Origin of the sequence: Pseudomonas sp. S30 (assembly GCF_016518545.1) — a bacterium.
Taxonomy (GTDB): Bacteria; Pseudomonadota; Gammaproteobacteria; order Pseudomonadales; family Pseudomonadaceae; genus Aquipseudomonas.
The window spans coordinates 305272-331032 of record NZ_JACVTO010000003.1 but is presented as its reverse complement, the minus strand read 5'-3'; the positions used below and the strand labels follow the sequence as shown (position 1 = coordinate 331032).

The 25761-nt window shown below is 64.0% G+C and carries 22 protein-coding genes; 16 read left to right on the top strand and 6 right to left on the bottom strand.

Features of this window, described 5'->3' with window-relative positions:
* Nucleotides 1-202 precede the first annotated feature (202 nt).
* The 4 genes from ntrC to glnA all read right to left on the bottom strand — a co-directional run bounded on the left by ntrC (nt 203) and on the right by glnA (nt 5081).
* Entirely contained in the window at nt 203-1639 is a 1437-nt protein-coding gene (gene ntrC, locus IAE34_RS05965) for a nitrogen regulation protein NR(I) (protein WP_200137937.1), read from the bottom strand.
* The gene (gene glnL / locus IAE34_RS05960) at nt 1636-2721 is read right to left on the bottom strand and encodes a nitrogen regulation protein NR(II) (protein ID WP_200137936.1); all 1086 of its coding nucleotides are present in this window, start codon (nt 2719-2721) and stop codon (nt 1636-1638) included. Before glnL ends, ntrC begins: the two co-directional genes overlap by 4 nt.
* A gap of 260 nt (nt 2722-2981) precedes the next feature.
* Nucleotides 2982-3524, bottom strand: a complete 543-nt coding sequence (locus tag IAE34_RS05955) for a chorismate mutase (RefSeq protein WP_200137935.1) — start codon at nt 3522-3524, stop codon at nt 2982-2984.
* A gap of 150 nt (nt 3525-3674) precedes the next feature.
* Nucleotides 3675-5081: a glutamate--ammonia ligase gene (gene glnA / locus IAE34_RS05950; protein WP_039582672.1), complete on the bottom strand. Its 1407-nt coding sequence runs from the start codon at nt 5079-5081 to the stop codon at nt 3675-3677.
* A gap of 505 nt (nt 5082-5586) precedes the next feature.
* Here glnA and thiI point away from each other — a divergent pair.
* The 4 genes from thiI to IAE34_RS05930 all read left to right on the top strand — a co-directional run bounded on the left by thiI (nt 5587) and on the right by IAE34_RS05930 (nt 10531).
* On the top strand, nt 5587-7041 hold the full coding sequence (thiI, locus tag IAE34_RS05945; protein ID WP_200137934.1) for a tRNA uracil 4-sulfurtransferase ThiI: 1455 nt from the start codon (nt 5587-5589) through the stop codon (nt 7039-7041).
* 127 nt (nt 7042-7168) lie between these two features.
* Nucleotides 7169-8989, top strand: coding sequence for a translational GTPase TypA (gene typA, locus IAE34_RS05940; protein ID WP_200137933.1), 1821 nt, complete (start codon nt 7169-7171; stop codon nt 8987-8989).
* A 340-nt stretch (nt 8990-9329) separates the two neighbouring features.
* Nucleotides 9330-9932: a hypothetical protein gene (locus IAE34_RS05935; protein ID WP_200137932.1), complete on the top strand. Its 603-nt coding sequence runs from the start codon at nt 9330-9332 to the stop codon at nt 9930-9932.
* 50 nt (nt 9933-9982) lie between these two features.
* Complete coding sequence (locus IAE34_RS05930) at nt 9983-10531, top strand: hypothetical protein (RefSeq protein ID WP_200137931.1); 549 nt, start codon at nt 9983-9985, stop codon at nt 10529-10531.
* Between the two features lie 84 nt (nt 10532-10615).
* Here IAE34_RS05930 and IAE34_RS05925 read toward each other — a convergent pair whose 3' ends face one another.
* Entirely contained in the window at nt 10616-11020 is a 405-nt protein-coding gene (locus IAE34_RS05925) for a YkgJ family cysteine cluster protein (RefSeq protein ID WP_200137930.1), read from the bottom strand.
* 185 nt (nt 11021-11205) lie between these two features.
* Here IAE34_RS05925 and IAE34_RS05920 point away from each other — a divergent pair, with 185 nt between their 5' ends.
* The 5 genes from IAE34_RS05920 to IAE34_RS05900 all read left to right on the top strand — a co-directional run bounded on the left by IAE34_RS05920 (nt 11206) and on the right by IAE34_RS05900 (nt 16549).
* Nucleotides 11206-13656 (top strand): glycogen/starch/alpha-glucan phosphorylase, encoded by a 2451-nt coding sequence (locus IAE34_RS05920; protein ID WP_200137929.1) that lies wholly within the window; start codon nt 11206-11208, stop codon nt 13654-13656.
* A 255-nt stretch (nt 13657-13911) separates the two neighbouring features.
* Nucleotides 13912-14922 (top strand): class 1 fructose-bisphosphatase, encoded by a 1011-nt coding sequence (locus IAE34_RS05915; protein WP_200137928.1) that lies wholly within the window; start codon nt 13912-13914, stop codon nt 14920-14922.
* Between the two features lie 3 nt (nt 14923-14925).
* Nucleotides 14926-15522 carry a DUF924 family protein gene (locus IAE34_RS05910; RefSeq protein WP_200137927.1) on the top strand — a complete coding sequence of 199 codons (597 nt, stop codon included), beginning with the start codon at nt 14926-14928 and terminating at the stop codon, nt 15520-15522.
* 203 nt (nt 15523-15725) lie between these two features.
* Nucleotides 15726-15980, top strand: coding sequence for an outer membrane protein assembly factor BamE domain-containing protein (gene bamE, locus IAE34_RS05905; protein WP_200137926.1), 255 nt, complete (start codon nt 15726-15728; stop codon nt 15978-15980).
* A complete protein-coding gene (locus IAE34_RS05900; RefSeq protein ID WP_200137925.1) occupies nt 15977-16549 on the top strand; it encodes a lipocalin family protein in 573 nt (190 codons plus the stop codon). The genes bamE and IAE34_RS05900 overlap by 4 nt, the downstream gene beginning before the upstream one ends.
* A gap of 63 nt (nt 16550-16612) precedes the next feature.
* Here the strand turns inward: IAE34_RS05900 and IAE34_RS05895 are convergent, their stop codons facing one another.
* Complete coding sequence (locus IAE34_RS05895; RefSeq protein ID WP_200137924.1) at nt 16613-17977, bottom strand: formimidoylglutamate deiminase; 1365 nt, start codon at nt 17975-17977, stop codon at nt 16613-16615.
* A 185-nt stretch (nt 17978-18162) separates the two neighbouring features.
* On the opposite strand from IAE34_RS05895, the gene hutC reads away from it, so the two are divergent.
* The 7 genes from hutC (at nt 18163) to IAE34_RS05860 (ending at nt 25752) form a co-directional block, all read left to right on the top strand.
* Nucleotides 18163-18831, top strand: coding sequence for a histidine utilization repressor (hutC, locus tag IAE34_RS05890; protein WP_233630970.1), 669 nt, complete (start codon nt 18163-18165; stop codon nt 18829-18831).
* The gene (locus tag IAE34_RS05885; protein ID WP_200137922.1) at nt 18828-19403 is read left to right on the top strand and encodes a HutD/Ves family protein; all 576 of its coding nucleotides are present in this window, start codon (nt 18828-18830) and stop codon (nt 19401-19403) included. The genes hutC and IAE34_RS05885 overlap by 4 nt, the downstream gene beginning before the upstream one ends.
* A 357-nt stretch (nt 19404-19760) precedes the next feature.
* A complete protein-coding gene (hutU, locus tag IAE34_RS05880) occupies nt 19761-21440 on the top strand; it encodes a urocanate hydratase (protein ID WP_200137921.1) in 1680 nt (559 codons plus the stop codon).
* A 106-nt stretch (nt 21441-21546) separates the two neighbouring features.
* Nucleotides 21547-22515: an ABC transporter substrate-binding protein gene (locus IAE34_RS05875; RefSeq protein ID WP_200137920.1), complete on the top strand. Its 969-nt coding sequence runs from the start codon at nt 21547-21549 to the stop codon at nt 22513-22515.
* Nucleotides 22516-22541: 26 nt separating this feature from the next.
* The gene (locus IAE34_RS05870; RefSeq protein ID WP_200137919.1) at nt 22542-23393 is read left to right on the top strand and encodes an ABC transporter permease; all 852 of its coding nucleotides are present in this window, start codon (nt 22542-22544) and stop codon (nt 23391-23393) included.
* Entirely contained in the window at nt 23390-24220 is an 831-nt protein-coding gene (locus tag IAE34_RS05865) for a quaternary amine ABC transporter ATP-binding protein (RefSeq protein ID WP_200137918.1), read from the top strand. Before IAE34_RS05870 ends, IAE34_RS05865 begins: the two co-directional genes overlap by 4 nt.
* Nucleotides 24221-24228: 8 nt before the next feature.
* Nucleotides 24229-25752, top strand: a complete 1524-nt coding sequence (locus tag IAE34_RS05860; RefSeq protein WP_200137917.1) for an HAL/PAL/TAL family ammonia-lyase — start codon at nt 24229-24231, stop codon at nt 25750-25752.
* Nucleotides 25753-25761: the final 9 nt, after the last annotated feature.

The window sequence follows — 25761 nt, the reverse complement described above, 5'->3', positions numbered from 1 at the left end:
AACTGTGGTTACAGTCCATATTGCAGACGCCGTGCCAAGTTTTAAACCGTATATAAATCAATGGTCTAGGTGATTTTAAGGTGGCATTGAGACGCTGAGCGGCCCATTCGAGGTGCGTCCGGCACAACATCGGTGCATGTGCACCTCGCCAATGAAAAAGGGCCGCATGTGCGGCCCTTTCCATAACGGCGACTCGAACCGATCAGTGCTCCTCGCCCTCATCCTCGTCACCACCGTCCACATTCATGCCCAGCTCCTTGATCTTGCGCGTCAAGGTATTGCGCCCCCAGCCCAGCAGCACCGCCGCATCGCGTCGACGCCCTGCGGTGTGCTTGAGGGCCGTCTCGATCATGATGCGCTCGAAGCTCGGCACGGCGCTGTCCAGCAGGTTCGACTGGCCGCGCGCCAGGGCCTGGTCCGCCCACTGGCGCAGCGCCTGTTCCCAGTTGGTGATCGGCGCGGCATCGTGGGGCAGGTTGAGCAGCTCGGGCGGCAGGTCGCCGATCAGCACTTCGCGGCTGGAGGCCATCACCGTGATCCAGCGGCAGGTGTTCTCCAGCTGCCGGACGTTGCCTGGCCAGGGCAGGTTGCGCATGAACTCTTCGGTTTCCGGCTTCAGCAGCTTGGGCTCGACCGACAGTTCGCGTGCCGCCCGCACCAGGAAGTGACGGGCCAGGGCAGGAATGTCCTCGCGGCGATCGGACAGGCGCGGGATATGGATGCGGATGACGTTCAGGCGATGGAACAGGTCTTCGCGGAACTTGCCGGCCTGCACCAGCGACTCCAGGTTCTGGTGGGTCGCGGCGATGATACGCACATCCACCTTCACCGGCACATGGCCGCCGACCCGATAGAACTCGCCGTCGGCCAGTACCCGCAGCAGGCGGGTCTGAGTGTCGGCAGGCATGTCGCCGATTTCGTCGAGGAACAGGGTACCGCCGTCCGCCTGCTCGAAGCGACCGCGGCGCAGGTTGGCCGCGCCGGTGAAGGCGCCTTTCTCATGGCCGAACAGCTCGGACTCCATCAGGTCCTTGGGAATCGCCGCCATGTTCAGCGCGATGAAGGGCGAGGCGGCACGCGGGCTGTGGCGGTGCAGGGCATGGGCCACCAGCTCCTTGCCGGTGCCGGACTCGCCGTTGATCAGCACGGTGATGTTGGAGTGGCTGAGCCGGCCGATGGCGCGGAACACCTCCTGCATCGCCGGCGCCTCGCCGATGATCTCCGGAGTGCGGGCCAGGATCGGCGGCGCCTGCAAGGCCTGCTGCTCCTGGGCGTGCTGGTTGGCGCGCTTGACCAGCGCCACCGCCTCGTCCACATCGAACGGCTTGGGCAGGTACTCGAACGCACCGCCCTGGTACGAAGCCACGGCGCTGTCCAGGTCGGAATGGGCGGTCATGATGATGACCGGCAGGCGCGGGTGTTCCTCGCGGATCTGCGCCAGCAGGTCCAGACCGCTGGTGCCGGGCATGCGGATGTCGGAAATGATCACGTCCGGCTGTTGGCGGGCCAGGCGTCCCATGACCCCGTCGGCGCTGTCGAAGCTCTGGGTGGTCATGCCTTCCTGCTGCAGGGCCTTTTCCAGGACCCAGCGGATGGAACGATCATCGTCGACGATCCACACGGTTTCACTACGGCTCATGGGGCTGTGGCTCCTTGTTCCAGGGGCAGGAAGATCGAGAAGGTGGTGTGGCCTGGGCGGCTTTCGCACTCGATCAGCCCCTGATGCTGACTGATGATGTTCTGGGTGATGGCCAGGCCGAGCCCGGTGCCGTCCGGGCGCCCGCTGACCATCGGGTAGAAGAGGGTGTCCTGCAGTTCGGCGGGAATGCCCGAACCGTTGTCGGTGATTTCGATGCGCGCGACCAGGCGGTGACGCACGTGCCCGATGGTGAACTGGCGCACTGCGCGGCTGCGCAAGGTGATGCGGCCCAGGCGCAGTTCGTTCTGGCCGTTGATGGCCTGCATGGCGTTGCGCACGATGTTGAGCACGGCCTGGATCATCTGTTCACGGTCGATCAGCACGTCCGGCAGGCTCGGGTCGTAGTCGCGCACCAGGGTGATGCCGCCTTGGCTTTCGGCATCCACCAGGCTGCACACCCGCTCCAGCACTTCGTGGACATTGGTCATCGACAGCGACGGCAGTTTGTTCGAGCCGAGCATGCGGTCGACCAGATTGCGCAGGCGGTCGGCCTCTTCGATGATCACGTTGGTGTAGTCGCGCAGCTCCTCCTCGGGCAGCTCGCGCGCCAGCAGTTGCGCGGCGCCGCGAATGCCGCCCAAGGGGTTCTTGATCTCGTGGGCCAGGCCGCGCACCAGCATCTTGGTGGTCTCCTGCTTGCTCAACTGCGCCTCTTCCTTGGTGATGCGCAGCAGCCGGTCGCGCGGGTGCACTTCCAGCAGCAGGAGGGTGCTGCCCTGGTGCAGGATCGGCGTGACCGCGTAGTCCACGGTGATGCTCTGGCCGGTCAGCGAGGTCAACTGGGCCTCGCGCTTGGTGAACGGGTGAGCCTGTTCCACGGCCTGGCGCAGGGAATGCAGCGCCTCGCTGGACTCGGTGAACAGCTCGCTGATGAACTGCCCATGGCTGCGCTGACCGCTGATGGCCAGGAGCATTTCCGCGGCCGGGTTCATGTATTCCAGGCGCAGCTCGCCATTGAGCAACAGGGTCGCGGTGGTCAGGTTGTCCAGAAGCAGACGGTGCTGGGCATCGCTGAGGGTCATGGGGCGTTCCACCTATAGGGGTGCAGATCCGGTCGGGTGCAGGCGCCACGGCTCGAGGGCGCGTACCCGGCAGGTCCGCTGATGTCTGGAAAATGCAAGAAACAAACCAAGGCTCCGAAAAGAAGCGGAATTGGCCGACAAAGCGCAGGTTATGCGCAAAATCGGCTCAATCCTTCACGCTTTATCGTTTCAAGTGACCTGATTTGGGATGCAGCGCAGAGCATTCAGCAGGATTGCGCACCAATATAGAGCACGATGGGTCAGGCAGGTTGGCAGAGATTGGCGGTTGCACGAATCAGCATCAGCCGGCGCGTGGGGTCGCTGGAGCGCAGTCCGATGGCCACGGCCAGTGCGTGATCGCAGTTGGCCGGCTGGGCGCGATCGAAGCGTTTCAGGCGATCGAGCAGCTGATTCTGCAACAGGTCCAGCTGTGGGCGGATTTCGCTGCTCAGGTCTTGCCGTGCTGTGTCGGGGGCGCTCTCGACCAGGTGCCACTGGCCAAGCAGGTGATACTGGCGCAGCTTGTTGGCTTCCATCTGGTCGGTGAAGAACTGGGCAGCGCGATCGGCGGACAGCCCGTGCTCGGCGGCGGCCTGGCGCACCTTGGCCAGTACCTGCTGCTCGCGCGGGCTGTCCTGCACGGGCTGGCGCTGGTCCCACTTGTGCAGGGCGACGGCGTCGGCCAGGGCCAGGCGCCGCTCGATGCTGTCGAGCAGGGCATTGAAGGTGGGGTCGTACTCGGGCTTCTTCAGGCAGCCGGTGAGGGCAAGGACGCAAAGCAGGGTGAGAGAAGGCAAACGCATGGCAGTCTCCTGACGGGTGGATGCCTGAGTCTGGCTAGCGGCGCTGGATGTACGGGTAGGATGCGTCCGAACTGACTGAACGTAAAAGCAGAAACGGCTTCCCTAGGGAAGCCGTTTCTTCAGATGCTCAAGGCGCAAGCGCCGAGTTCATCAGACGCTGTAGTACAGGTCGTATTCCAGCGGGTGAACGAAGGTACGGACCTTGATCTCTTCTTCGGATTTCAGCTCGATGTAGGCATCGATGAAGTCGTCGGAGAACACGCCGCCCTTGGTCAGGAAGGCACGGCCCTTGTCCAGCTCTTCCAGGGCTTCCTTCAGGCTGCCGCACACCTGCGGGATTTCCTTGGCCTCTTCAGGCGGCAGGTCGTACAGGTTCTTGTCGGCGGCATCGCCTGGGTGGATCTTGTTCTGGATGCCGTCCAGGCCGGCCATCAGCAGCGCGGCGAAGCACAGGTACGGGTTGGCGGCCGGGTCCGGGAAGCGGGCCTCGATGCGGCGGGCTTTCGGGCTGGACACGTACGGGATACGGATCGAGGCCGAACGGTTGCGTGCCGAGTAGGCCAGCATCACCGGCGCTTCGAAGCCAGGCACCAGACGCTTGTAGGAGTTGGTGGCCGGGTTGGTGAAGCCGTTCAGGGCCTTGCCGTGCTTGATGATGCCGCCGATGAAGTACAGGGCGGTATCGGACAGGCCAGCATAGCCTTCGCCGGAGAAGGTGTTCTTGCCATCCTTGGAGATGGACATGTGCACGTGCATGCCCGAGCCGTTGTCGCCGTACAGCGGTTTGGGCATGAAGGTGGCGGTCTTGCCGTAGGCATCGGCCACGTTGTGCACGCAGTACTTCAGGGTCTGGACTTCGTCAGCCTTGGTCACCAGGGTGTTGAACTTCACACCGATTTCGTTCTGGCCAGCGGTGGCCACTTCGTGGTGGTGAACTTCGACGACCAGGCCCATCTCTTCCATGGCGTTGCACATGGCGGTACGGATTTCGTGGTCGTGGTCGCACGGCGGAACCGGGAAGTAGCCACCCTTGACGGCCGGGCGATGGCCCTTGTTGCCGCCTTCGACGTCCTGGTCGGTCATCCAGGAGCCTTGCTCGGAGTAGATCTTGAACATGGAGCCGGAGATGTCCGACTTGAACTTGACCTGGTCGAAGATGAAGAACTCCGGCTCCGGGCCGACGAACACGGTGTCACCGATACCGGTCGACTTGAGGAATTCCTCGGCGCGCTTGGCGATGGCGCGTGGGTCGCGGTCATAGCCTTGCATGGTCGACGGCTCGATCACGTCGCAGACCAGGATCAGGGTCGGTTCTTCGGTGAACGGGTCCAGCACGGCAGAGGAGTCGTCCGGCAGCAGGATCATGTCGGAGGCTTCGATGCCTTTCCAGCCCTCGATGGAGGAACCGTCGAACATCTTGCCGGCTTCGAAGAACTCATCATCCAGTGCATCGCGAGCCGGCATGGTGACGTGGTGCTGTTTGCCTTTGGTGTCCGTGAAACGCAGATCAATCCACTTGACGTCATGATCTTTGATGAGCTGAACCGACTTCGACATGTTGTCCTCCGGAGGGTCTAGGGTGCGGTTGGCCGCCGCCCTGGAAAAAGGGTGTCGCCGGGCGCGGATAGTCGGCCAAGCTTACCTGCATCACAAGGGAGCAAATTGCATGCCAGTGCCCGATTATGGCGAGGGCAGGGAAAAAGGCGGCGTGGATGGGCATTTAGGCGCGCTTGCGCTGCATTGAGTGCACCCCTGCGATGCACGCCAATCCGATGATGCACTGTTGTGGTGCGCTGGATTCGGAATCGTGCTTTGTTTGGGGGCCAAAGGCTTTAAATGGGGGTGGATGAGCCTTCCACGGGCGATCCTGTGCGAAGTGGCTACGCGAATCGCCGGCCACCTGAGGCGGGATCGTCAGCTAGAAGCCTCTGCACACGCCGCCAAACGCGCCCGCAGACACGAATCTCCAGACCTCTGATCAAAAGTTGCTCAAATTCCCGTCCGTTTCCGCTATAATTCGCGCCCCTCATTTTCGGCAGGCTTCGCGCGCGCTGTTAACCCAATGAAACTTATCGTCAAAGTCTTCCCAGAGATCACCATCAAGAGCCGGCCGGTGCGCAAGCGCTTCATCCGCCAGCTCGGCAAGAACATCCGCAACGTGCTCAAGGACCTGGATCCTGCGCTCGCGGTCGACGGTGTCTGGGACAATCTCGAAGTGGTCACCCGCGTCGAGGACGAGAAGATCCAGCGCGAGATGATCGAACGCCTGACCTGCACCCCGGGGATCACCCATTTCCTGCAAGTGCAGGAATATCCGCTGGGCGACTTCGACGATATCGTCGACAAATGCAGGCAGCACTTCGGTCATCTGCTGGCCGGCAAGCGCTTCGCCGTGCGCTGCAAGCGCGGCGGCCACCACGATTTCACCTCCATGGACGTCGACCGCTACGTCGGCAGCCAGCTGCGCCAGCAGTGCGGCGCCGCCGGCATCGACCTCAAGCACCCGGAAGTGATGGTGCGCCTGGAAATCCGCGACCAGCGTCTGTACGTGATCCACAGCCAGCACGACGGCATCGGCGGCTACCCGCTGGGCGCCCTGGAGCAGACCCTGGTGCTGATGTCCGGTGGCTTCGACTCCACCGTGGCGGCCTACCAGATGATGCGCCGCGGGCTGATGACCCACTTCTGCTTCTTCAACCTGGGCGGCCGCGCCCACGAGCTGGGGGTGATGGAAGTCGCCCACTTCCTGTGGAAGAAATACGGCAGCAGCCAGCGCGTGCTGTTCATCAGCGTGCCGTTCGAGGAAGTGGTCGGCGAGATCCTCGGCAAGGTCGACAACAGCTATATGGGCGTCACCCTCAAGCGCATGATGCTGCGCGCCGCCGCGCGCATGGCTGAGCGCCTGCAGATCGATGCCCTGGTCACCGGCGAGGCGATCTCCCAGGTGTCCAGCCAGACCCTGCCGAACCTGGCGATCATCGACTCGGCCACCGACAAGCTGGTGCTGCGCCCGCTGCTGGCCAGCCACAAGCAGGACATCATCGACACCGCCTACCAGATCGGCACCGCCGACTTCGCCAAGCACATGCCCGAATACTGCGGCGTGATTTCGGTGAACCCGACCACCCATGCCAAGCGTCACCGCATGGAGCACGAGGAGAAGCAGTTCGAGATGGCCGTGCTGGAGCGCGCCATCGAGCGCGCCAAATTCATTTCCATCGACCACGTGATCGATGAGCTGGGCAAGGACATCGAGATCGAGGAAGTGGCCGAGGCCGTGCCGGGCCAGATCGTGATCGACATCCGCCACCCCGATGCCCAGGAGGACGCGCCGCTGGCGCTCGAGGGCATCGAGGTGCAGGCCCTGCCGTTCTATGCCATCAACAGCAAGTTCAAGCACCTGGACGATTCGCGCCAGTACTTGCTGTATTGCGACAAGGGTGTGATGAGCCGTCTGCACGCACACCACCTGCTCAGTGAGGGACATGCCAATGTGCGTGTTTATCGTCCGGCATAAGACGCCAGGGCTGTATGGCGGCAGCATCCGCCATCGCCCTCCCGACCGTCGGGCCCGCTGAGCCTCCGTTCGTACATATTCGCCGCCTACACTGGCGGCAACCGAATCCTCTGCACGAGATACAGTTGTGATCGAAAATCTGCGTAACATCGCCATCATCGCCCACGTCGACCATGGCAAGACCACCCTGGTGGACAAACTCCTGCGCCAGTCCGGCACCCTGGAGCGTAACGAGCTCAACGACGAGCGCGTCATGGACTCCAACGACCAGGAAAAAGAGCGCGGCATCACCATTCTGGCGAAGAACACCGCCATCAACTGGAATGGCTACCACATCAACATCGTCGATACCCCCGGCCACGCCGACTTCGGTGGCGAGGTCGAGCGCGTGATGTCGATGGTCGACTCCGTGCTGCTGCTGGTCGATGCCCAGGACGGCCCGATGCCGCAAACCCGCTTCGTGACCAAGAAGGCCTTCGAAGCCGGTCTGAAGCCGATCGTGGTGATCAACAAGGTCGACCGTCCGGGCGCGCGTCCTGACTGGGTGCTGGACCAGATCTTCGATCTGTTCGACAACCTCGGCGCCACCGACGACCAGCTGGACTTCCAGGTGGTCTACGCCTCGGCCCTGAACGGCATCGCCGGTCTGGACCACACCGCCATGGGCGAAGACATGACCGCCCTGTACCAGTCGATCGTCGACAACGTACCGGCGCCGAACGTCGACCGTGACGGCTCGTTCCAGATGCAGATCTCGGCCCTGGACTACAACAGCTTCCTGGGCGTCATCGGCGTGGGCCGCATCGCCCGTGGCCGCGTCAAGCCGAACACCCCGGTGGTCGCCATCGACACCAACGGCAAGAAGCGCAACGGCCGTATCCTCAAGCTGATGGGCCACCACGGCCTGCACCGTGTCGACGTCGAGGAAGCCCAGGCGGGCGACATCGTCTGCATCAGCGGTTTCGACGAGCTGTTCATCTCCGACACCCTGTGCGACCCGACCGCCGTCGAAGCCATGAAGCCGCTGACCGTCGACGAGCCGACCGTGTCGATGACCTTCCAGGTCAACGATTCGCCGTTCTGCGGCAAGGAAGGCAAGTTCGTCACCAGCCGTAACATCAAGGACCGTCTGGACAAGGAGCTGCTGTACAACGTGGCCCTGCGCGTCCAGGAAACCGATTCCCCGGACAAGTTCAAGGTCTCCGGCCGTGGCGAGCTGCACCTGTCGGTACTGATCGAAACCATGCGCCGCGAAGGCTTCGAGATGGCCGTGGGCCGTCCTGAAGTGATCATCCGCGAAGTGGACGGCGTCAAGCAGGAACCGTTCGAGAACGTCACCATCGACATCCCTGAGGAATCCCAGGGCAAGGTGATGGAAGAGATGGGTCTGCGTAAGGGCGACCTGACCAACATGGTCCCGGATGGCAAGGGCCGTGTGCGCCTGGAATACAACATCCCGGCTCGCGGCCTGATCGGTTTCCGTAACCAGTTCCTGACCCTGACCAACGGTGCAGGCATCCTGACCTCGATCTTCGATCGCTACGACACCATGAAGTCGGGCCAGATGTCCGGCCGCCTGAACGGTGTACTGGTTTCGGTCGAGACCGGCAAGGCGCTGACCTACTCGCTGGAAACCCTGCAGGCGCGCGGCAAGCTGTTCGTCGAGCACGGCCAGGAGATCTACAACGGTCAGATCATCGGCCTGAACAGCCGCGACAACGACCTGGGCGTGAACCCGACCAAGGGCAAGAAGCTGGACAACATGCGTGCTTCGGGCAAAGACGAAGTCATCGCCCTGGTGCCGCCGGTTCGCCACACCCTGGAACAGGCTCTGGAGTTCATTCAGGACGACGAGCTGTGCGAAGTCACGCCGAAGTCGATCCGTCTGCGCAAGAAGATCCTGGACGAAGGCGAGCGTACCCGCGCTGCCAAGAAAGCCAAGAACTGAGTTAGCTCAGGCTGAATGAAAACGCCCCCGGTCGAAAGGCCGGGGGCGTTTTTTTGCCTGCAGGATTTGTATTCGCTTTGCTGGCCTCTTCGCGGGTACCGTCTGATGGTCAGTGCCCAATCCCCCATGGGCGTGTTAGCGCTTCTGTTTACCCAAGGTAACGGCGCTTTGATAGTGATGCATGTGCATTAATTGTAGCGTGTGGGTATCGATTTCCCCGTGCTCTACCAACTGAATAGCTTTTACTCTCCCGTGCTCATACTCATTGGGTGCTTTGGAGTTAAAGATATGTCGGGAGTCATTGCATGCAGAGATGTCTGTATTATCGATAACGGAATTGATGACGCAGAACACACTGGCGGCAACCACAGTGTTTCTGAAAAGTACGGCTCAATATCGTACTGATCAGACTTTCGCAAAGGATGACGTACTGAGTTTGGTAGGAAATATCTCGGGTGTTGTAGGAAGTATCGCCTTTCTAGCGGGTGGGGGACCTGTAGCTGTGGGCTTTACGGCTCTGGGTATAGCCACTAACGTAATGGATATAGTGAGCTCTGAGGTGGCAGGTAAACTATATCAGTCGTTGATTTTTCCAGTATGGCAGAAACATTTTGCCGAGAATGCAGATGCAGCATGCCCAGACTATTGGGTCGCTCTTGATTTGAGGCTTGCATCACTGGCTGACATCGGTGCAGTCTATGTAGATAGAATTGCGGTCAGTCAGTGGGATCCCGATAGTAATGAAGTCAAAATTGATGGTGGTAGCTTTCAGCTCTATCATTCGGTAGGCGGGGGTGGGGAAGGCTACATTGAGAACGGTAGCAGTGGAAATGTGCCAATAGTATTTCCACTGCCTGAATCACCTGGGTGGAGTATAGATATTGGCCCTGTTCAGGTAATCAATCCCGGAGGGTTCAGTGGCGGCCTTGATAAATATCACTGAAGGCGGTGCTCGAATGCCGGAATCGAATCCAAGTTGATTTGCGAGTGTGTATGGCCTCAATACCGGAGTTCATTAGCCTGCTCAAGGCATCTCCTCCTATCAGGCGTATTAAGCTGCTCTGCATCGTCATCGTGACCCTGGTGGCATTCGGCGGTCTCTACCTGAGTGGCTTGCAACATTACACAGCACCTGACTTTTCGAGGCTTGAGCTGATCGAGGGTCATGTGGCGGGCTATCCGGATAGCTGGGAGCATAATCGCGCGTTAGTGCATTTTGGCGTTTCGTACAAACTGGACGGGAGGCGAGAAGGAAAGCCTGTCTATATGTACCATGACCGATACATAAGCTCTGGGTTGCAGATCAACTCAAAGGTTCTGCTAGTCGTCGAACGCTTAGCTGAGGGTAGCAGGGTGCGTGGGTTGACGACCTTGGAGGGGCAGGTGCTTTATGAGGACCGATTTTATCGGCAGGTGGTGGCCTGGAATAATGGATCTATCATGTTCAGGCTTTTTGGAATAGCGCTCATGGTGATGGTGTTCGCGGTCCCCTTGTTGATTACCGTTATACGTCATCGGCGTGAGCTCTTCGGGACTATTTGAGCCGAGTATCAACATAACGCCCTGGGTCTTGCGACCGCGGGCGTTTCTTCAGCGTTACATATGCCGACGCTGTTCGCTATTTGTTCAACGCCCAACCACCTTGGGCTTGTACGCACAGTACCCCGGCCGCGGTCCGACCTTGGGATGGTTGCGGCAGGTGTCCGGGCGCTTGTCGTAGATGGTGCACAGGCGGCTCTTGCGGTCCAGGTACATGCAGTCGTCGTTGCTCATGCGCGTGAGGGTGAAGATGCCCGACTTCTGGTTGAAGCGCTCGATGATCCCTTCCTTCTGCAGGCGCTTGGCCACGTTCTTCGGTGGTTCGTCCTTCTCGAATTCGTCCACCACACCGATGCGGATCAGGTCCTTGATCTTGACCTCCACCGGCAGCGTGCAGCAGGTGGAGTGACAGCCTCCGCACATATGGCTGGCATAGCGTTGCCAGGTTTCCAGGCGGTCGACTTCGGCGGCGGCAATCAGGGTCTGTTTCATCTTCAGGGCAACGGTGAGGGGCTGAGGGCGCGCGATCATACCGGAGTTGTACAAATTATGTACAACCTTTCGCCGGATCATCCGACTCGGCACGAAAACTGCGAACCGTGGGGCACATCACTGTGTCAGAGCGTCTAGTCTCATCACTCTCCCTCTGTATTCGTCAACCTGCCCGAGGATGCCCGATGTCTCAGGAACCCCAAGCGCGTGACGCCGAGGTGGCTGCCTTTCGCGCCGCTGTACTGGACAAGCTGACCTACGCGGTCGGCAAGGATCCGGAGCATGCCTTCGACCATGATTGGTTCGAAGCCATTGCCCTGGCTGCACGCGACCACATGGTCGATCACTGGATGGATCACACGCGCCAGGCTTACCGACGCAGCCAGAAGCGGGTCTATTACCTCTCCCTGGAATTTCTCATCGGCCGCCTGCTGTACGACAGCCTGAGCAACCTGGGCTACCTGGACATCGCCCGTGAGGCGCTGGAAGGCCTGGACGTCGATCTGGAGCGCATTCGCCTGCTCGAGCCGGATGCTGCGCTGGGCAATGGCGGGCTGGGGCGTCTGGCGGCGTGCTTCATGGAAAGCATGTCGACGCTGGGCATCGCCGCGCATGGCTACGGCATCCGCTACGAGCACGGCCTGTTCCGCCAGGCCATCGTCGATGGCTGGCAGCAGGAGCAGACCGAGAACTGGCTGGATTTCGGCAACCCTTGGGAGTTCGAGCGCGCCGAGGTGATCTACCCGATCAGCTTCGGCGGTGGCGTGGAAACCGTGCCCAATGCCCACGGCACGGCGCGCCAGGTGTGGACGCCCGGTGAAACGGTGCGCGCGGTGGCCTACGACACGCCTGTGGTGGGCTGGCGCGGCTCCAGCGTCAACACCCTGCGCCTGTGGCGTGCGCGGGCGCTGGAAGAGCTGCACCTGGAGCGCTTCAATGCCGGCGATCACCTGGGCGCGGTGGCCGAGGTGGCGCGGGCCGAGAGCATCTCGCGAGTGCTTTACCCGGCCGACAGCACCGAAGCGGGGCAGGAACTGCGCCTGCGCCAGGAGTACTTCTTCGTCTCGGCCTCGCTGCAGGACCTGCTGCGTCGCCACCTGAACATGCACGACAGCCTGCTCAACCTGCCCGATGCCGCTGCCATCCAGCTCAACGACACGCACCCCTCGATCGCCGTGGCCGAGCTGATGCGCCTGCTGGTGGACCAGCACGAGATCCCGTGGGACACCGCCTGGGAACTGACCGTCGGCACCCTGGCCTACACCAACCACACCTTGCTGCCCGAGGCCCTGGAAACCTGGCCGGTGGCGTTGATGGAGCGCATGCTGCCGCGGCACATGCAGATCATCTACCTGATCAACGCCTATCACATCGATGCCTTGCGCGCCAAAGGCCAGCACGATTTCGACGTGCTGCGCGCGGTGTCGCTGATCGAGGAAGACAACGGTCGCCGTGTGCGCATGGGCAACCTGGCCTTCCTCGGCTCGCACAGCGTCAACGGCGTGTCGGCGCTGCACAGCCAATTGATGAAGAGCACGGTGTTCGCCGAGCTGCACAAGCTGTACCCGCAGCGCATCAACAACAAGACCAACGGCATCACCTTCCGCCGCTGGCTGTACCAGGCCAACCCGCCACTGACCAAGATGCTGGTGGAGGCACTGGGCGACGGGCTGCTCGACGATCCGCAGGGCAAGCTCAAGGGGCTGGAGCCGTTCGCCGAAAAGAGCACCTTCCGCAAGCAGTTCGCCGCGCAGCGCCTGCACAGCAAGCGTGCCCTGGCCAGCATCATCCAGGACCGGGTTGGCGTGACGGTGAACCCCGAGGCGCTGTTCGACGTGCAGGTCAAGCGCATCCACGAGTACAAGCGCCAGTTGCTCAACCTGCTGCACACCGTGGCCCTGTACCAGGCCATGCGCAACGATCCGGGCACCCAGTGGGCGCCGCGGGTGAAGATCTTCGCCGGCAAGGCGGCGGCCAGCTACCACCAGGCCAAGCTGATCATCAAGCTGACCAACGACATCGCCCGTGTGGTCAACCACGACCCGACCGTGCGCGGCCAGCTCAAGGTGGTGTTCCTGCCCAACTACAACGTCAGTCTGGCCGAGAGCATCATTCCGGCCGCCGACCTGTCCGAGCAGATCTCCACCGCCGGCTACGAGGCCTCGGGCACCAGCAACATGAAGTTCGCCCTCAACGGCGCGCTCACCATCGGCACCCTGGACGGCGCCAACGTGGAGATGTGCGAGCAGCTGGGGGCGGACAACATGTTCATCTTCGGCCTCACTGCGCAGCAGGTGGAAGCCCGCAAGCGCGCAGGCGATTTCGGCGCCACGGCGGCCATCGAGGCGTCCTCGCGGCTGGGCGACGTGTTGCAGGCGATCCGCAGCGGGGTGTTCTCGCCAGACGATCCGGGGCGCTACGTCGGGCTGATCGATGGCCTGATCGCCCACGACCGCTTCCTGGTCTGCGCCGACTTCGATGCCTACTGGGACGCCCAGCGCCGCGTCGAAGACCTCTGGCATTCGCCGCAGGACTGGTGGCACATGGCGGTGCTCAACACGGCGCGCATGGGCTGGTTCTCCTCGGACCGCACCATCAGCGAGTACGCCACGGAAATCTGGAAGGCGCTGGACTGAGCGCCGTCGGCCTGACGGCCTAAGCGCTCAGGGTTGCACGGCCGCGCCCGCGGGGGCCGCTGTGTAGCCCTTTCGCGGCGCAGGCGGCCCTGGCGCAGCAGGGTCGCGGCCGGGCGGGGCGCAAGTGGGTGGCGAACGCTGAACTCCCGAGCGTATTCGTCGTCTCACTGCCCAGCCGTGCCTCGACGCTCGCTAGGGCGCGGCTCTCCCTGTAAACTGCGAGGGTTTTTCCTCTCTTCCTTTTCGGAGCCATACATGTCCCGCGTTACCCTGAGTCGCTATCTGATTGAGCAGACCCGCAGCAACAACACCCCTGCCGATCTGCGCTTCCTGATCGAAGTGGTGGCGCGCGCATGCAAGGAAATCAGCCACCATGTGTCCAAAGGCGCCCTGGGCGGCGTGTTGGGCAGCATGGGCACCGAGAACGTGCAAGGCGAAGTGCAGAAGAAGCTCGACGTCATTTCCAACGACATCCTGCTCGAAGCCAACGAGTGGGGCGGTCACCTGGCCGGCATGGCCTCCGAGGAAATGGACAACGCCTACCAGATCCCGGGCCGGTATCCCAAGGGCGCCTACCTGCTGGTCTTCGACCCGCTGGACGGCTCGTCGAACATCGACGTCAACGTTTCGGTCGGCACCATCTTCTCGGTGCTGCGCTGCCCGAACGAGTACCTGAGCCAGAACGAGACCCTGAACGAGAACGCCTTCCTGCAACCGGGCACCGAGCAGGTCGCGGCCGGCTATGCCATCTATGGCCCGCAGACCATGCTGATCCTCACCCTGGGCAACGGCGTCAAGGGCTTCACCCTGGACCGCGAGCTGGGCAGCTTCGTGCTCACCCACGAGAACATCCAGGTGCCCGAGACCACCGCCGAGTTCGCCATCAACATGTCCAACCAGCGCCACTGGGAAGCCCCGGTGCAGCGTTACGTGGGCGAGTTGCTCGAAGGCGAGACCGGCCCGCTGCAGAAGAACTACAACATGCGCTGGATCGCCTCGATGGTGGCCGACGTGCACCGTATCCTCACCCGCGGCGGCCTGTTCATGTACCCGCGCGACGCACGCGAGCCGAGCAAACCGGGCAAGCTGCGCCTGATGTACGAAGCCAACCCGATGTCCTTCATCATCGAACAGGCCGGTGGTGCGTCGACCAACGGCTACGAGCGGATCCTCGACATCAAGCCGGAGAGCCTGCACCAGCGCGTGTCGGTCATCCTCGGCTCGAAGCAAGAGGTCGAGCGCGTCACCGCCTATCACAAGGAGTAACCCATGCTCGCACCTTGGCAGCCGTTGCTGGAATGGTGGTTCGGTTGGGGCCATGGCGCCCAGGCCGTGGCTGACGAGAAGAGCACGCTGTGGTTCGGCAAGCACCAGGACGCCGACGCCCAGGCGCTGTTCGGCGATCTGGTCGAGCAGGCCCTGGCCGGCGGGCTCGATGACTGGCAGCAGAGCCCGCAGGGCTGGCTGGGCCTGCTGCTGCTGCTCGACCAGTTGCCGCGCATGATCCACCGCGACACGCCGCGTGCCTTCGATGGCGACCGGCGGGCGCAGGTGGTGGCGCTGCAGGGCTTGCAGAAAGACTGGGATTACCAGTTGCTGCCGATCCAGCGGGTGTTCGTGCTGCTGGTGCTCGAACACGCCGAGGTGCTGGACTGGCAGAACCTGTGCGTGGAGCGCTTCCGTGCACTGCTCGACGAGCAGCCCGAGCCCAACCGCCGATTGTTCGAAGGGTTCCTGGACTACGCCGAGCAGCATCAGCGAGTGATCGAGCGCTTCGGTCGCTTCCCCCATCGCAACCTGGTGCTCGGGCGTCCCAGCACCAGCGAAGAGATGGACTTCCTGCTCGAGCCGGGCTCCCGGTTCTGAGCTGCGGGGCCTCTCGCAGGCCCCTGTCTCCCCGTCATTGCATTCGCAGGCACCCTGCCCAGGCGGGGTGTACGCGCGTGGGCGAGTGCCGACCAACGGTCTGATACGAAAGCGGGGTGGACAGGGAACCAGGGAGGCATTTTCGCTTCTAAGGGCTCTGCAGGCCGTCTCGCCTGTTGCATTCATCTCCAGGAGAGCCCTTCATGTCATTGCGTTCCCTCGCCCTGCTGTCCGTACTGGTCATGCTGACCGCGTGCAGCAAGATCAACCAGGAAAACTATGCCAGGCTCAAGGCCGGCATGACCAAGGCCGAGGTCGAGCAACTGCTCGGCTCGCCCAAGGAATGTTCCGGGGCGTTGGGCATGAGCAGTTGCACCTGGGGCGACGAGAGCAGCTTCATCAGCGTGCAGTACGCCGCCGACAAGGTCCTGATGTACTCCGGGCAGGGTCTCAAATGAAGCGCTGGCAGTGGTGGCTGGCGCTGGGTCTGGCGCTGGCATTGGGCGGCTGCGCGAGCTCGCAGGTAGACCCGCTGGCGCCGAAGACCGCGGGCAACGTCGATCTCAAGCGCTACCAAGGCAAGTGGTTCGAGCTGGCGCGCCTGCCCATGCGCTTCCAGGAAGACTGTGCGCAGTCCGAAGCGCATTACCACCTCAAGCCTGACGGCAGCCTGGGCGTGATCAATCGCTGCCGGACCGAGGGCGACGAGTGGCTGCGCGCCGAGGGTCGCGCCGGCATCGAGCAGCCGGGGCACACCGACAAGCTCTGGGTGGAGTTCGACAACTGGTTCTCGCGACTGGTACCGGGCCTGACCCGCGCCGACTACTGGATCCTCTATGTGGACGATCACTACAACACGGCGATCGTCGGCAGCCCCAACCGCCGCTACCTGTGGATCCTGTCGCGCACGCCGAACCTGCCGGCCTGGCAGCGTGAGCATCTGCTGTCCAAGGCGCGTCAGCAGGGTTACGACACCAGTAGGCTGATCTGGCGGGTGTCTGACAAGCAGATCGTGACCCGGCACTAGGCCTGCAAGGCGGCGGCTTTCAGGGCTGCCGCCGAGCCATGTGCCCTAGGCGGCGACGCGGTTTCAGCCCAGCAGTGCGCGCAGCACCTGGGCGAAGTCTTTCGCGCTCTGTTCGTCCAGCGCGTGGCGTCCCTGCCGGACCACCCAGCGACCCTTGACCATCACGTCGCGCACCTGCCGGTCGCTACCGGCGAACAGCCAGCGGTTGAGAATGGCGTCGCCCTGCGAGGTGGCCAGGTACGGGTCCTGGCCATCGAGCACCAGCCAGTCGGCCCGTTTGCCCACGGCCAGCTGGCCGATGTCCTGCCCCAGCGCCTGGGCGCCGCCGGCCAGCGCAGCGTCGAACAGGGTGGGCCCCACCCGCGGCTGGTCGCTGCGGTACAGGCGGTTGCGCCGCTGGTCGCGCAGGCGCTGGCCATACTCCAGCCAGCGCAGTTCCTCCACCACGCTGAGCGAAACGTGGCTGTCCGAGCCGATGCCCAGTCGACCGCCCTGGGCGAGAAAATCCACCGCCGGGAACAGGCCGTCGCCCAGGTTCGCCTCGGTGGTCAGGCACAGCCCTGCCACCGCACCACTGCGCGCCATGGCGCTCACTTCGTCGGCCTCGGCGTGGGTGGCATGAACCAGGCACCAGCGTGAGTCGACCGGCACATGCTGGTACAGCCACTGCAATGGCCGTCGTCCGCTCCAGGCCAGGCAGTCGTCCACTTCCTTGCGCTGTTCGGCGATGTGGATATGCACCGGGCAGTGGCGGTCGCTGGCGTCCAGCACTTCGCTGATCTGCTGCGGGGTGACGGCGCGCAGGGAGTGGAAGCACAGGCCCAGGTGCTGGGCGGGCTGGGCGGCGAGCAGCGGGGCGAGCTGCTGGTGCAGGCGCAGGTACTGCTCGGTGGAATTGATGAAGCGCCGCTGGCCGTGGTTCGGCGCCTGGCCGCCGAAGCCGGAATGGCTGTACAGCACCGGCAGCAGGGTGAGGCCGATGCCGCTGGCGCTGGCGGCGGCGCTGATCTGCCGGGCCAGTTCGGTGCGGTCGGCGTAGGGCTTGCCGGCGCTGTCGTGGTGCACGTAGTGGAACTCGGCCACCGAGGTATAGCCGGCCTTGAGCATCTCGATGTACAGCTGGCGAGCGATGACCTGCAACTGATCCGGGGTGATCAGCCCGACCAGGCGGTACATCAGGTCGCGCCAGGTCCAGAAGCTGTCGTTGGGGTCGCCGGCCACTTCGGCAAGGCCGGCCATGGCGCGCTGGAAGGCGTGCGAGTGCAGGTTGGGCATGCCCGGCAGCAATGGGCCTGCCAGCCGCTCGGCGCCCTCGGCACTGGCGTCGGCCTGAACACGCTCGATGTAGCCGTCGGCGGACAGGTGCAGGCGCACGTTACTCGCCCAGCCCGAAGGCAGCAGGGCACGCTCGGCAAAATAGGCGGACATCGGTCGGTCACCCTGATGAGTTATTTGTATATACATATACAGACGTTTGCCTGCCGGGTAAACTGCGGCAAGCTACCGCCAATCACTTAGCACAAGGATGCACGACCGTGCCGACACCTCCCGTCTCCGCGCTGGTGGCCCAGATAGGCGAAGGTCCGGCGCCGCTGTATGCGCGGGTCAAGCAGATGATCGTCCAGCAGATCGAGAACGGCAGCTGGCCACCGCATCATCGGGTGCCCTCCGAGAGCGAGCTGGTCAGCCAGCTGGGCTTCAGCCGCATGACCATCAACCGCGCCCTGCGCGAACTCACCGCCGATGGCCTGCTGGTGCGCATGCAGGGCGTGGGCACCTTCGTCGCCGAGCCCAAGACCCGCTCGGCGCTGTTCGAGGTGCACAACATCGCCGACGAGATCGCCGCGCGCGGCCATCGCCACCGCTGCCAGGTGATCGTGCTCGAAGAGCAGGCCGCAGGTTCCGAGCGTGCCCTGGCCCTGGACATGCGCGAGGGGCAGCGGGTGTTCCATTCGCTGATCGTGCATTACGAGAACGACGTGCCGGTGCAGATCGAGGACCGCTACGTCAACGCGGCCATCGCGCCGGACTACCTGCAACAGGACTTCACCCGCCAGACGCCGTACGCCTACCTGTCCCAGGTCGCGCCGCTGACCGAGGGCGAGCACGTGGTGGAGGCGATTCTCGCCGAGCCGGACGAATGCCGGTTGCTGCAGATCGAGCGGGGTGAGCCTTGCCTGCTCATCCGCCGGCGTACCTGGTCAGGCCGCCAGCCGGTGACGGCCGCGCGGTTGATCCATCCGGGCTCGCGCCATCGCCTGGAAGGACGCTTCGGGAAATGAGCCAGCTCCAGCTGCTGCGTGCCTGCGACTATCCGCGCATGCCCTGGAAGAACGGGGGCGGCTTCACCGAAGAGATCACCCGCGATGCCGGCGAGGGTCTGGACGGCTTCGGCTGGCGCCTGTCGATCGCCGATATCGCCGCCAGCGGTGGGTTCTCCCGTTTCGCCGGTTACCAGCGGATCATCACCGTGCTGCAAGGCGAAGGCATGCGCCTGACGGTGGACGAAGTACCGAGCCGTGCGTTGCAGCCCTTCGACGCGTTCGCCTTCGCTGGTGACAGCCAGGTGGAGTGTACGTTGGCCGCTGGGCCTATTCGCGACTTCAACCTCATCTATGCGCCGGACCGTTACCAGGCACGCTTGCAGTGGCAGGTCGCGGATACCCGGCTGTTCAGTACTGCCGAGACGATCCTGGTGTTCAGTGCCCAGGCCGGGCTGGCGGTGCGGATCGGGCACCAGGAGGTTGAACTGGGGCTCTACGACTGCCTGCACGTCAGCCAGGGGACGCACTTGACCGAGGTTGCGGCGAGCGGGTCCTGCTGCATCATTGAACTGAGCCCCCTCGGTTCCTGACCCTCGAGCGACAACCGCGTTTCACCTTCCAAAGTTACCCATTGCTTGCCCGATTCTGGCGCGCCTTGTTACCGAATGCCCCACTCAGGGGCGCTTTCGGCGACCAGCCGCGTGAGGTCGTTGATCCCCGCGCGATGTTTCATCGGCTCGAGACCCCCGGTTTCTCTGGGCGATTTCCCGACTCCGCAGTGGCCTGCTCCAAGGCACGAGCAAACTTGGCAATCCAATTGCATATGCTTGTATGTACAAGTAAAGCCAAGTGCGCGACAGTGGATAGGCCGTCCCTCTCGTGCGGCTGTGAAACCTCGGCCCGCCACTCTCGTCGGGTTTGCCTAGATCGTTCAAGGAGCATTGTTCGTGACTGACCAAAAGCCCACCACCTTCCGCGACGTCGAGATTCGCGCCCCTCGCGGCACGCAGCTCAACGCCAAGAGCTGGCTGACCGAAGCGCCCCTGCGCATGCTGATGAACAACCTCGACCCGGAGGTCGCTGAAAACCCCAAGGAGCTGGTGGTGTACGGCGGCATCGGCCGTGCCGCGCGCAACTGGGAGTGCTACGACAAAATCGTCTCCAGCCTCAAAGCGCTGGAAGACGACGAGACCTTGCTGGTGCAGTCCGGCAAGCCGGTCGGCGTGTTCAAGACCCACCGCGATGCGCCGCGCGTGCTGATCGCCAACTCCAACCTGGTGCCGCACTGGGCCACCTGGGAGCACTTCAACGAACTGGATGCCAAGGGCCTGGCCATGTACGGCCAGATGACCGCAGGCAGCTGGATCTACATCGGCAGCCAGGGCATCGTCCAGGGCACCTATGAAACCTTCGTCGAGGCCGGTCGCCAGCACTATCAGGGCAACCTGGCCGGTCGCTGGGTGCTCACCGCCGGGCTGGGTGGCATGGGCGGTGCCCAGCCCCTGGCCGCGACCCTGGCCGGTGCCTGTTCGCTGAACATCGAATGCCAGCAGACCAGCATCGATTTCCGCCTGCGCACCCGCTATGTCGACGAGCAGGCCAGCGACCTGGACGACGCCCTGGCGCGCATCGCCCGATACACCGCCGAGGGCAAGGCCATCTCCATCGCCCTGCACGGCAATGCCGCCGAAATCCTCCCCGAATTGGTCAGGCGCGGCGTGCGCCCGGACATGGTCACCGACCAGACCAGCGCCCACGACCCGCTCAACGGCTACCTGCCCATCGGCTGGAGCTGGGAGCAGTACCGCGAGCGCGCCAAGCAGGACCCGGCCGCCACGGTGAAGGCGGCCAAGCGCTCGATGGCCGTGCACGTGCAGGCTATGCTCGACTTCCAGAAGGCCGGTGTGCCGACCTTCGACTATGGCAACAACATCCGCCAGATGGCCCAGGAGGAGGGCGTGAGCAACGCCTTCGACTTCCCAGGCTTCGTGCCGGCCTACATCCGCCCGCTGTTCTGCCGTGGCATCGGCCCGTTCCGCTGGGCGGCGCTGTCGGGCGATCCGCAGGACATCTACAAGACCGACGCCAAGGTCAAGGCGCTGATCCCCGACGACGAGCACCTGCACCACTGGCTGGACATGGCCCGCGAGCGCATCGCCTTCCAGGGCCTGCCGGCGCGTATCTGCTGGGTCGGCCTGGGGCAGCGCGCCAAGCTGGGCCTGGCGTTCAACGAAATGGTGCGCAGTGGCGAGCTGTCGGCACCCGTTGTCATCGGCCGTGATCACCTGGACTCCGGTTCCGTGGCCAGTCCCAATCGCGAGACCGAAGCCATGCAGGACGGCTCCGATGCCGTGTCCGACTGGCCGCTGCTCAACGCCCTGTTGAACACCGCCGGCGGCGCTACCTGGGTATCGCTGCACCATGGCGGCGGCGTGGGCATGGGCTTCTCCCAGCACTCGGGGGTGGTGATCGTCTGCGATGGCACCGACGAAGCCGCGGCGCGCATCGCTCGGGTGCTGACCAACGATCCGGCCACCGGCGTGATGCGCCATGCCGACGCGGGGTACGACATCGCCGTGGCCTGCGCCAAAGAGCAGGGTCTGAACCTGCCGATGATCACCGGGTGAAGGATCGCAGGGCGGGGCGCCTCGGGCATCCCCGCACCTACGGGAGATCCACTTTCTTTGCAGGGACTGCCGATTTCCACTTCTTAAAGTTTGGGAGCGTCACGCAATGAACACCAACAAGACCTTGCTGGCTTCGCTGTTCGCCTTGGGCCTCCTCGGCAGCGCCGGTATGGCCCAGGCCGAGACCTGGTGCGAATCCGGCAAGCCGGTCAAGTTCGCCGGTCTGAACTGGGAAAGCGGCATGCTGCTCACCGACGTGATGCAGTTCGTGCTGGAAAAGGGCTATGGCTGCAAGACCGACAGCCTGCCGGGCAACTCCATCACCATGGAGAACGCCCTGAGCAGCGATGACATCCAGGTGTTCGCCGAAGAGTGGGTGGGACGCAGCGAAGTGTGGAAGAAGGCCGAGGCGGCCGGCAAGGTGGTCGGTGTCGGCGCCCCGGTGGTCGGCGCGGAGGAAGGCTGGTACGTGCCGCGTTATGTGATCGAGGGCGATGCCAAGCGCAAGCTGGAAGCTAAGGCCCCCGATCTCAAGCGTGTCGCCGACCTGGCCAAGTACGCCAGCGTGTTCCGGGACCCGGAGGAGCCGAGCAAGGGCCGCTTCTACAACTGCCCGGCCGGCTGGACCTGCGAGCTGGACAACACCCAGATGCTCAAGGACTACGGCCTGGAAGGCAGCTACACCAACTTCCGTCCCGGCACCGGCCCGGCGCTGGATGCCGCAGCGTTGTCGAGCTACAAGCGCGGCGAGCCGATCCTGCTCTACTACTGGACGCCCACCCCGCTGATGGGCCAGGTGGACCTGGTCAAGCTCGAAGAGAAGCCCGGGGTCGACAAGACCGTGTCGATCAAGGTCGGGCTGTCCAAGGCGTTCCACGACCAGGCGCCCGAACTGGTGGCCGTGCTGGAGAAGGTCAACATCCCGCTCGACCTGCTCAACCAGAACCTGGGGCGCATGAGCAAGGAGCGCATCGAGTCGGCGAAACTGGCAAAGCGTTTCCTCAAGGAACATCCTGAGGTGTGGCAGGCCTGGGTCGATCCGGACGCTGCCAAGAAGATCTCCGCGGCGCTGTGAGCGTCCTCACCTGATGAGTGCAGCCTATGTTTCCTGACAACCTCACGTTCTCCATCGCCGACTGGGTCAATGGCTGGGTCGATGCATTGGTGACCAATTACGGCGATGTGTTCCGGCACATCTCCGACACCCTGCTGTGGGCCATCGTCAACCTCGAAGGCCTGCTGCGTGCCACGCCCTGGTGGCTGATGCTGGCGCTGGTCGGCGTGCTGGCCTGGCACGCCACGCGGCGCCTGCTGCCGACCCTGGTGATCGTCGGGCTGCTGTTCCTGGTGGGCGCGGTCGGGCTGTGGGACAAGCTCATGCAGACCCTGGCGCTGATGCTGGTGGCCACCTTGATCTCGGTGCTCGTCGGCATCCCCCTGGGCATCCTCTCGGCGCGCAGCAACCGCCTGCGCGCGGTGCTGATGCCTCTGCTGGACATCATGCAGACCATGCCCAGCTTCGTGTACCTGATCCCGGTGCTGATGCTGTTCGGCCTGGGCAAGGTGCCGGCGATCTTCGCTACCGTCATCTATGCCGCGCCGCCGCTGATCCGCCTGACCGACCTGGGCATTCGCCAGGTCGACCGCGAGGTGATGGAGGCGATCAACGCCTTCGGCGCCAATCGCTGGCAGCAACTGTTCGGCGTGCAGCTGCCGCTGGCGCTGCCGAGCATCATGGCTGGCATCAACCAGACCACCATGATGGCCCTGTCCATGGTGGTGATCGCCTCGATGATCGGCGCCCGCGGCCTGGGCGAGGACGTGCTGGTGGGCATCCAGACCCTCAACGTCGGCCGCGGCCTGGAAGCGGGCCTGGCCATCGTCATCCTCGCGGTGGTGATCGACCGCATCACTCAGGCCTACGGCCGTCCACGTCACGAGGTGAACCCATGAGCGAGCAGCCGATGGGCAAGATCGAGGTGAAGAACGTCTTCAAGATCTTCGGCGAGCGCTCCGCCGAGGCGCTGCAACTGATCCGCGAAGGCCGCGGCAAGGAGCAGGTGCTGGCGCAGACCGGCTGCGTGGTCGGGGTCAACGACCTGTCGCTGTCGATCGGCAGCGGCGAGATCTTCGTCATCATGGGCCTCTCGGGTTCGGGCAAGTCCACCCTGGTGCGGCATTTCAACCGCCTGATCGACCCGACCAGCGGGCAGATCCTGGTCGATGGCCAGGACATCCTGCAGTACGACATGGACGCCCTGCGCGACTTTCGCCGGCGCAAGATCAGCATGGTGTTCCAGAGCTTCGGCCTGTTGCCGCACCGCAACGTACTGGACAACGTCGCCTATGGCCTGAAGGTGCGCGGCGAAGGCAAGGCGGTGTGCCAGGCGCGTGCCGCGCAGTGGATCGAGACCGTGGGCCTGAAGGGCTACGAGAAGAAGTACCCGCACCAGTTGTCCGGCGGCATGCGCCAGCGCGTGGGCCTGGCTCGGGCGCTGGCCGCCGACACCGACATCCTGCTCATGGACGAGGCGTTCAGCGCGCTCGACCCGTTGATCCGCGCCGAGATGCAGGATCAGTTGCTGGAGCTGCAGAATACCCTGCACAAGACCATCGTGTTCATCACCCATGACCTGGACGAGGCGGTGCGCATCGGCAATCGCATCGCCATTCTCAAGGACGGGCGGCTGATCCAGGTGGGCACGCCGCGGGAGATCCTTCACTCGCCGGCCGACGAATACGTCGACCGCTTCGTCCAGCGCCGCGCCGTGGCGGTATGAGGTGCGTCATGGGCAACCCTGAAGTGGTGCGACTGGGCGACCGGCCGGTGCGTTGGCAGGACATCGCCGCGGTGGCGCGGCACGGCGCGCGGCTGGAGCTGACCGCGCAGGCCTGGGCGCGCATCGACAATGCCCAGGCCATCGTGCGGCGCATCGTCGACAGTGGCGAGCGCGCCTATGGCGTCAACACCGGGCTGGGCGCGCTGTGCAATGTGTCGCTGGCCGGCGAGCAACTCGCCGCGCTGTCGCGCAACACCCTGCTCAGCCATGCCTGTGGCGTCGGCCCGGTGCTGCCGGACGAGCAGACGCGGGCGATCATCTGCGCGGCGGTGGTCAACTACAGTCATGGCAAGTCGGGCTTGCAGCGGGCGGTGGTGCACGCGCTGCTGGCGCTGCTCGAACACGGTATCACGCCACAGGTGCCGTCCCAGGGATCGGTGGGGTATCTCACCCACATGGCCCATGTGGGCGTGTGCCTGCTGGGCCTTGGCAAGGTCAGCCATCGCGGGCGCATCGTCGAGGCCGCCGAGGCCCTGGCGTACGCGGGCCTGGCACCGATCCGGCTGGGTGCCAAGGACGGCCTGTGCCTGGTCAACGGCACGCCTTGCATGACCGGCCTGGCCAGCCTGGCACTGGACGATGCCCAGCGCCTGCTGGACTGGGCGGATGTCATCGGCGCCATGAGCTTCGAGGCCCAGCGCGGCCAGATCGCCGCCTTCGACGCCGAGATCATCGCGCTCAAGCCACATCCCGGCATGCAGGTGGTGGGCGAGCGACTGCGGGCGCTACTGGCCGGCAGCGAGGTGATCGCCCGCGGCGAGGGCCTGCGCACCCAGGACGCCCTGAGCATCCGTTCCATGCCCCAGGTGCACGGTGCGGCGCGCGACCAGATGGCGCATGCGGTACGCCAGGTGGAGGCCGAGCTCAACGGCGCCAACGACAATCCGCTGCTGCTGGGCACGCCCCAGGCGTTTCGCGTGGTGTCCCAGGCCAATCCCCATGGTCAGTCGGTGGCGCTGGCCGCCGACCTGCTGGCCATCGCCATGGCCGAGATCGGCTCGATCGCCGAGCGCCGCCTGGATCGCCTGGTCAATCCGCTGGTCAGCGGCCTTCCGGCGTTCCTGGTCAGCGAGCCGGGGGTGAATTCGGGAATGATGATCGCCCAGTACGTCGCTGCTTCGCTGTGCGCGCAGAACCGGCACTTGGCGCAACCGGCGGTGCTCGACAACTTCGTCACCTCCGGCTTGCAGGAGGACCACCTGAGCCTGGGCACCAACGCCGCGCTCAAGCTGCACCAGGTGCTGGAGAACTGCACGCAGATCCTCGCCATCGAGTACCTGCTGGCCGCCCAGGCCTTCGAATTCCTCAAGGACCTGCGCTTCGGCGCGGGCACCGATGCCGCCTGGCGCCTGCTGCGCCAGACGGTGCCAGCCTACCACCAGGACCGCTGGCTGGCGCCGGACATCGCCGCCGCCGCCGAGCTGCTCAAGGATCCCCGGCTGGCGCAGCCAGTGCTGGCCGCGACGCCCTGACATCACGAC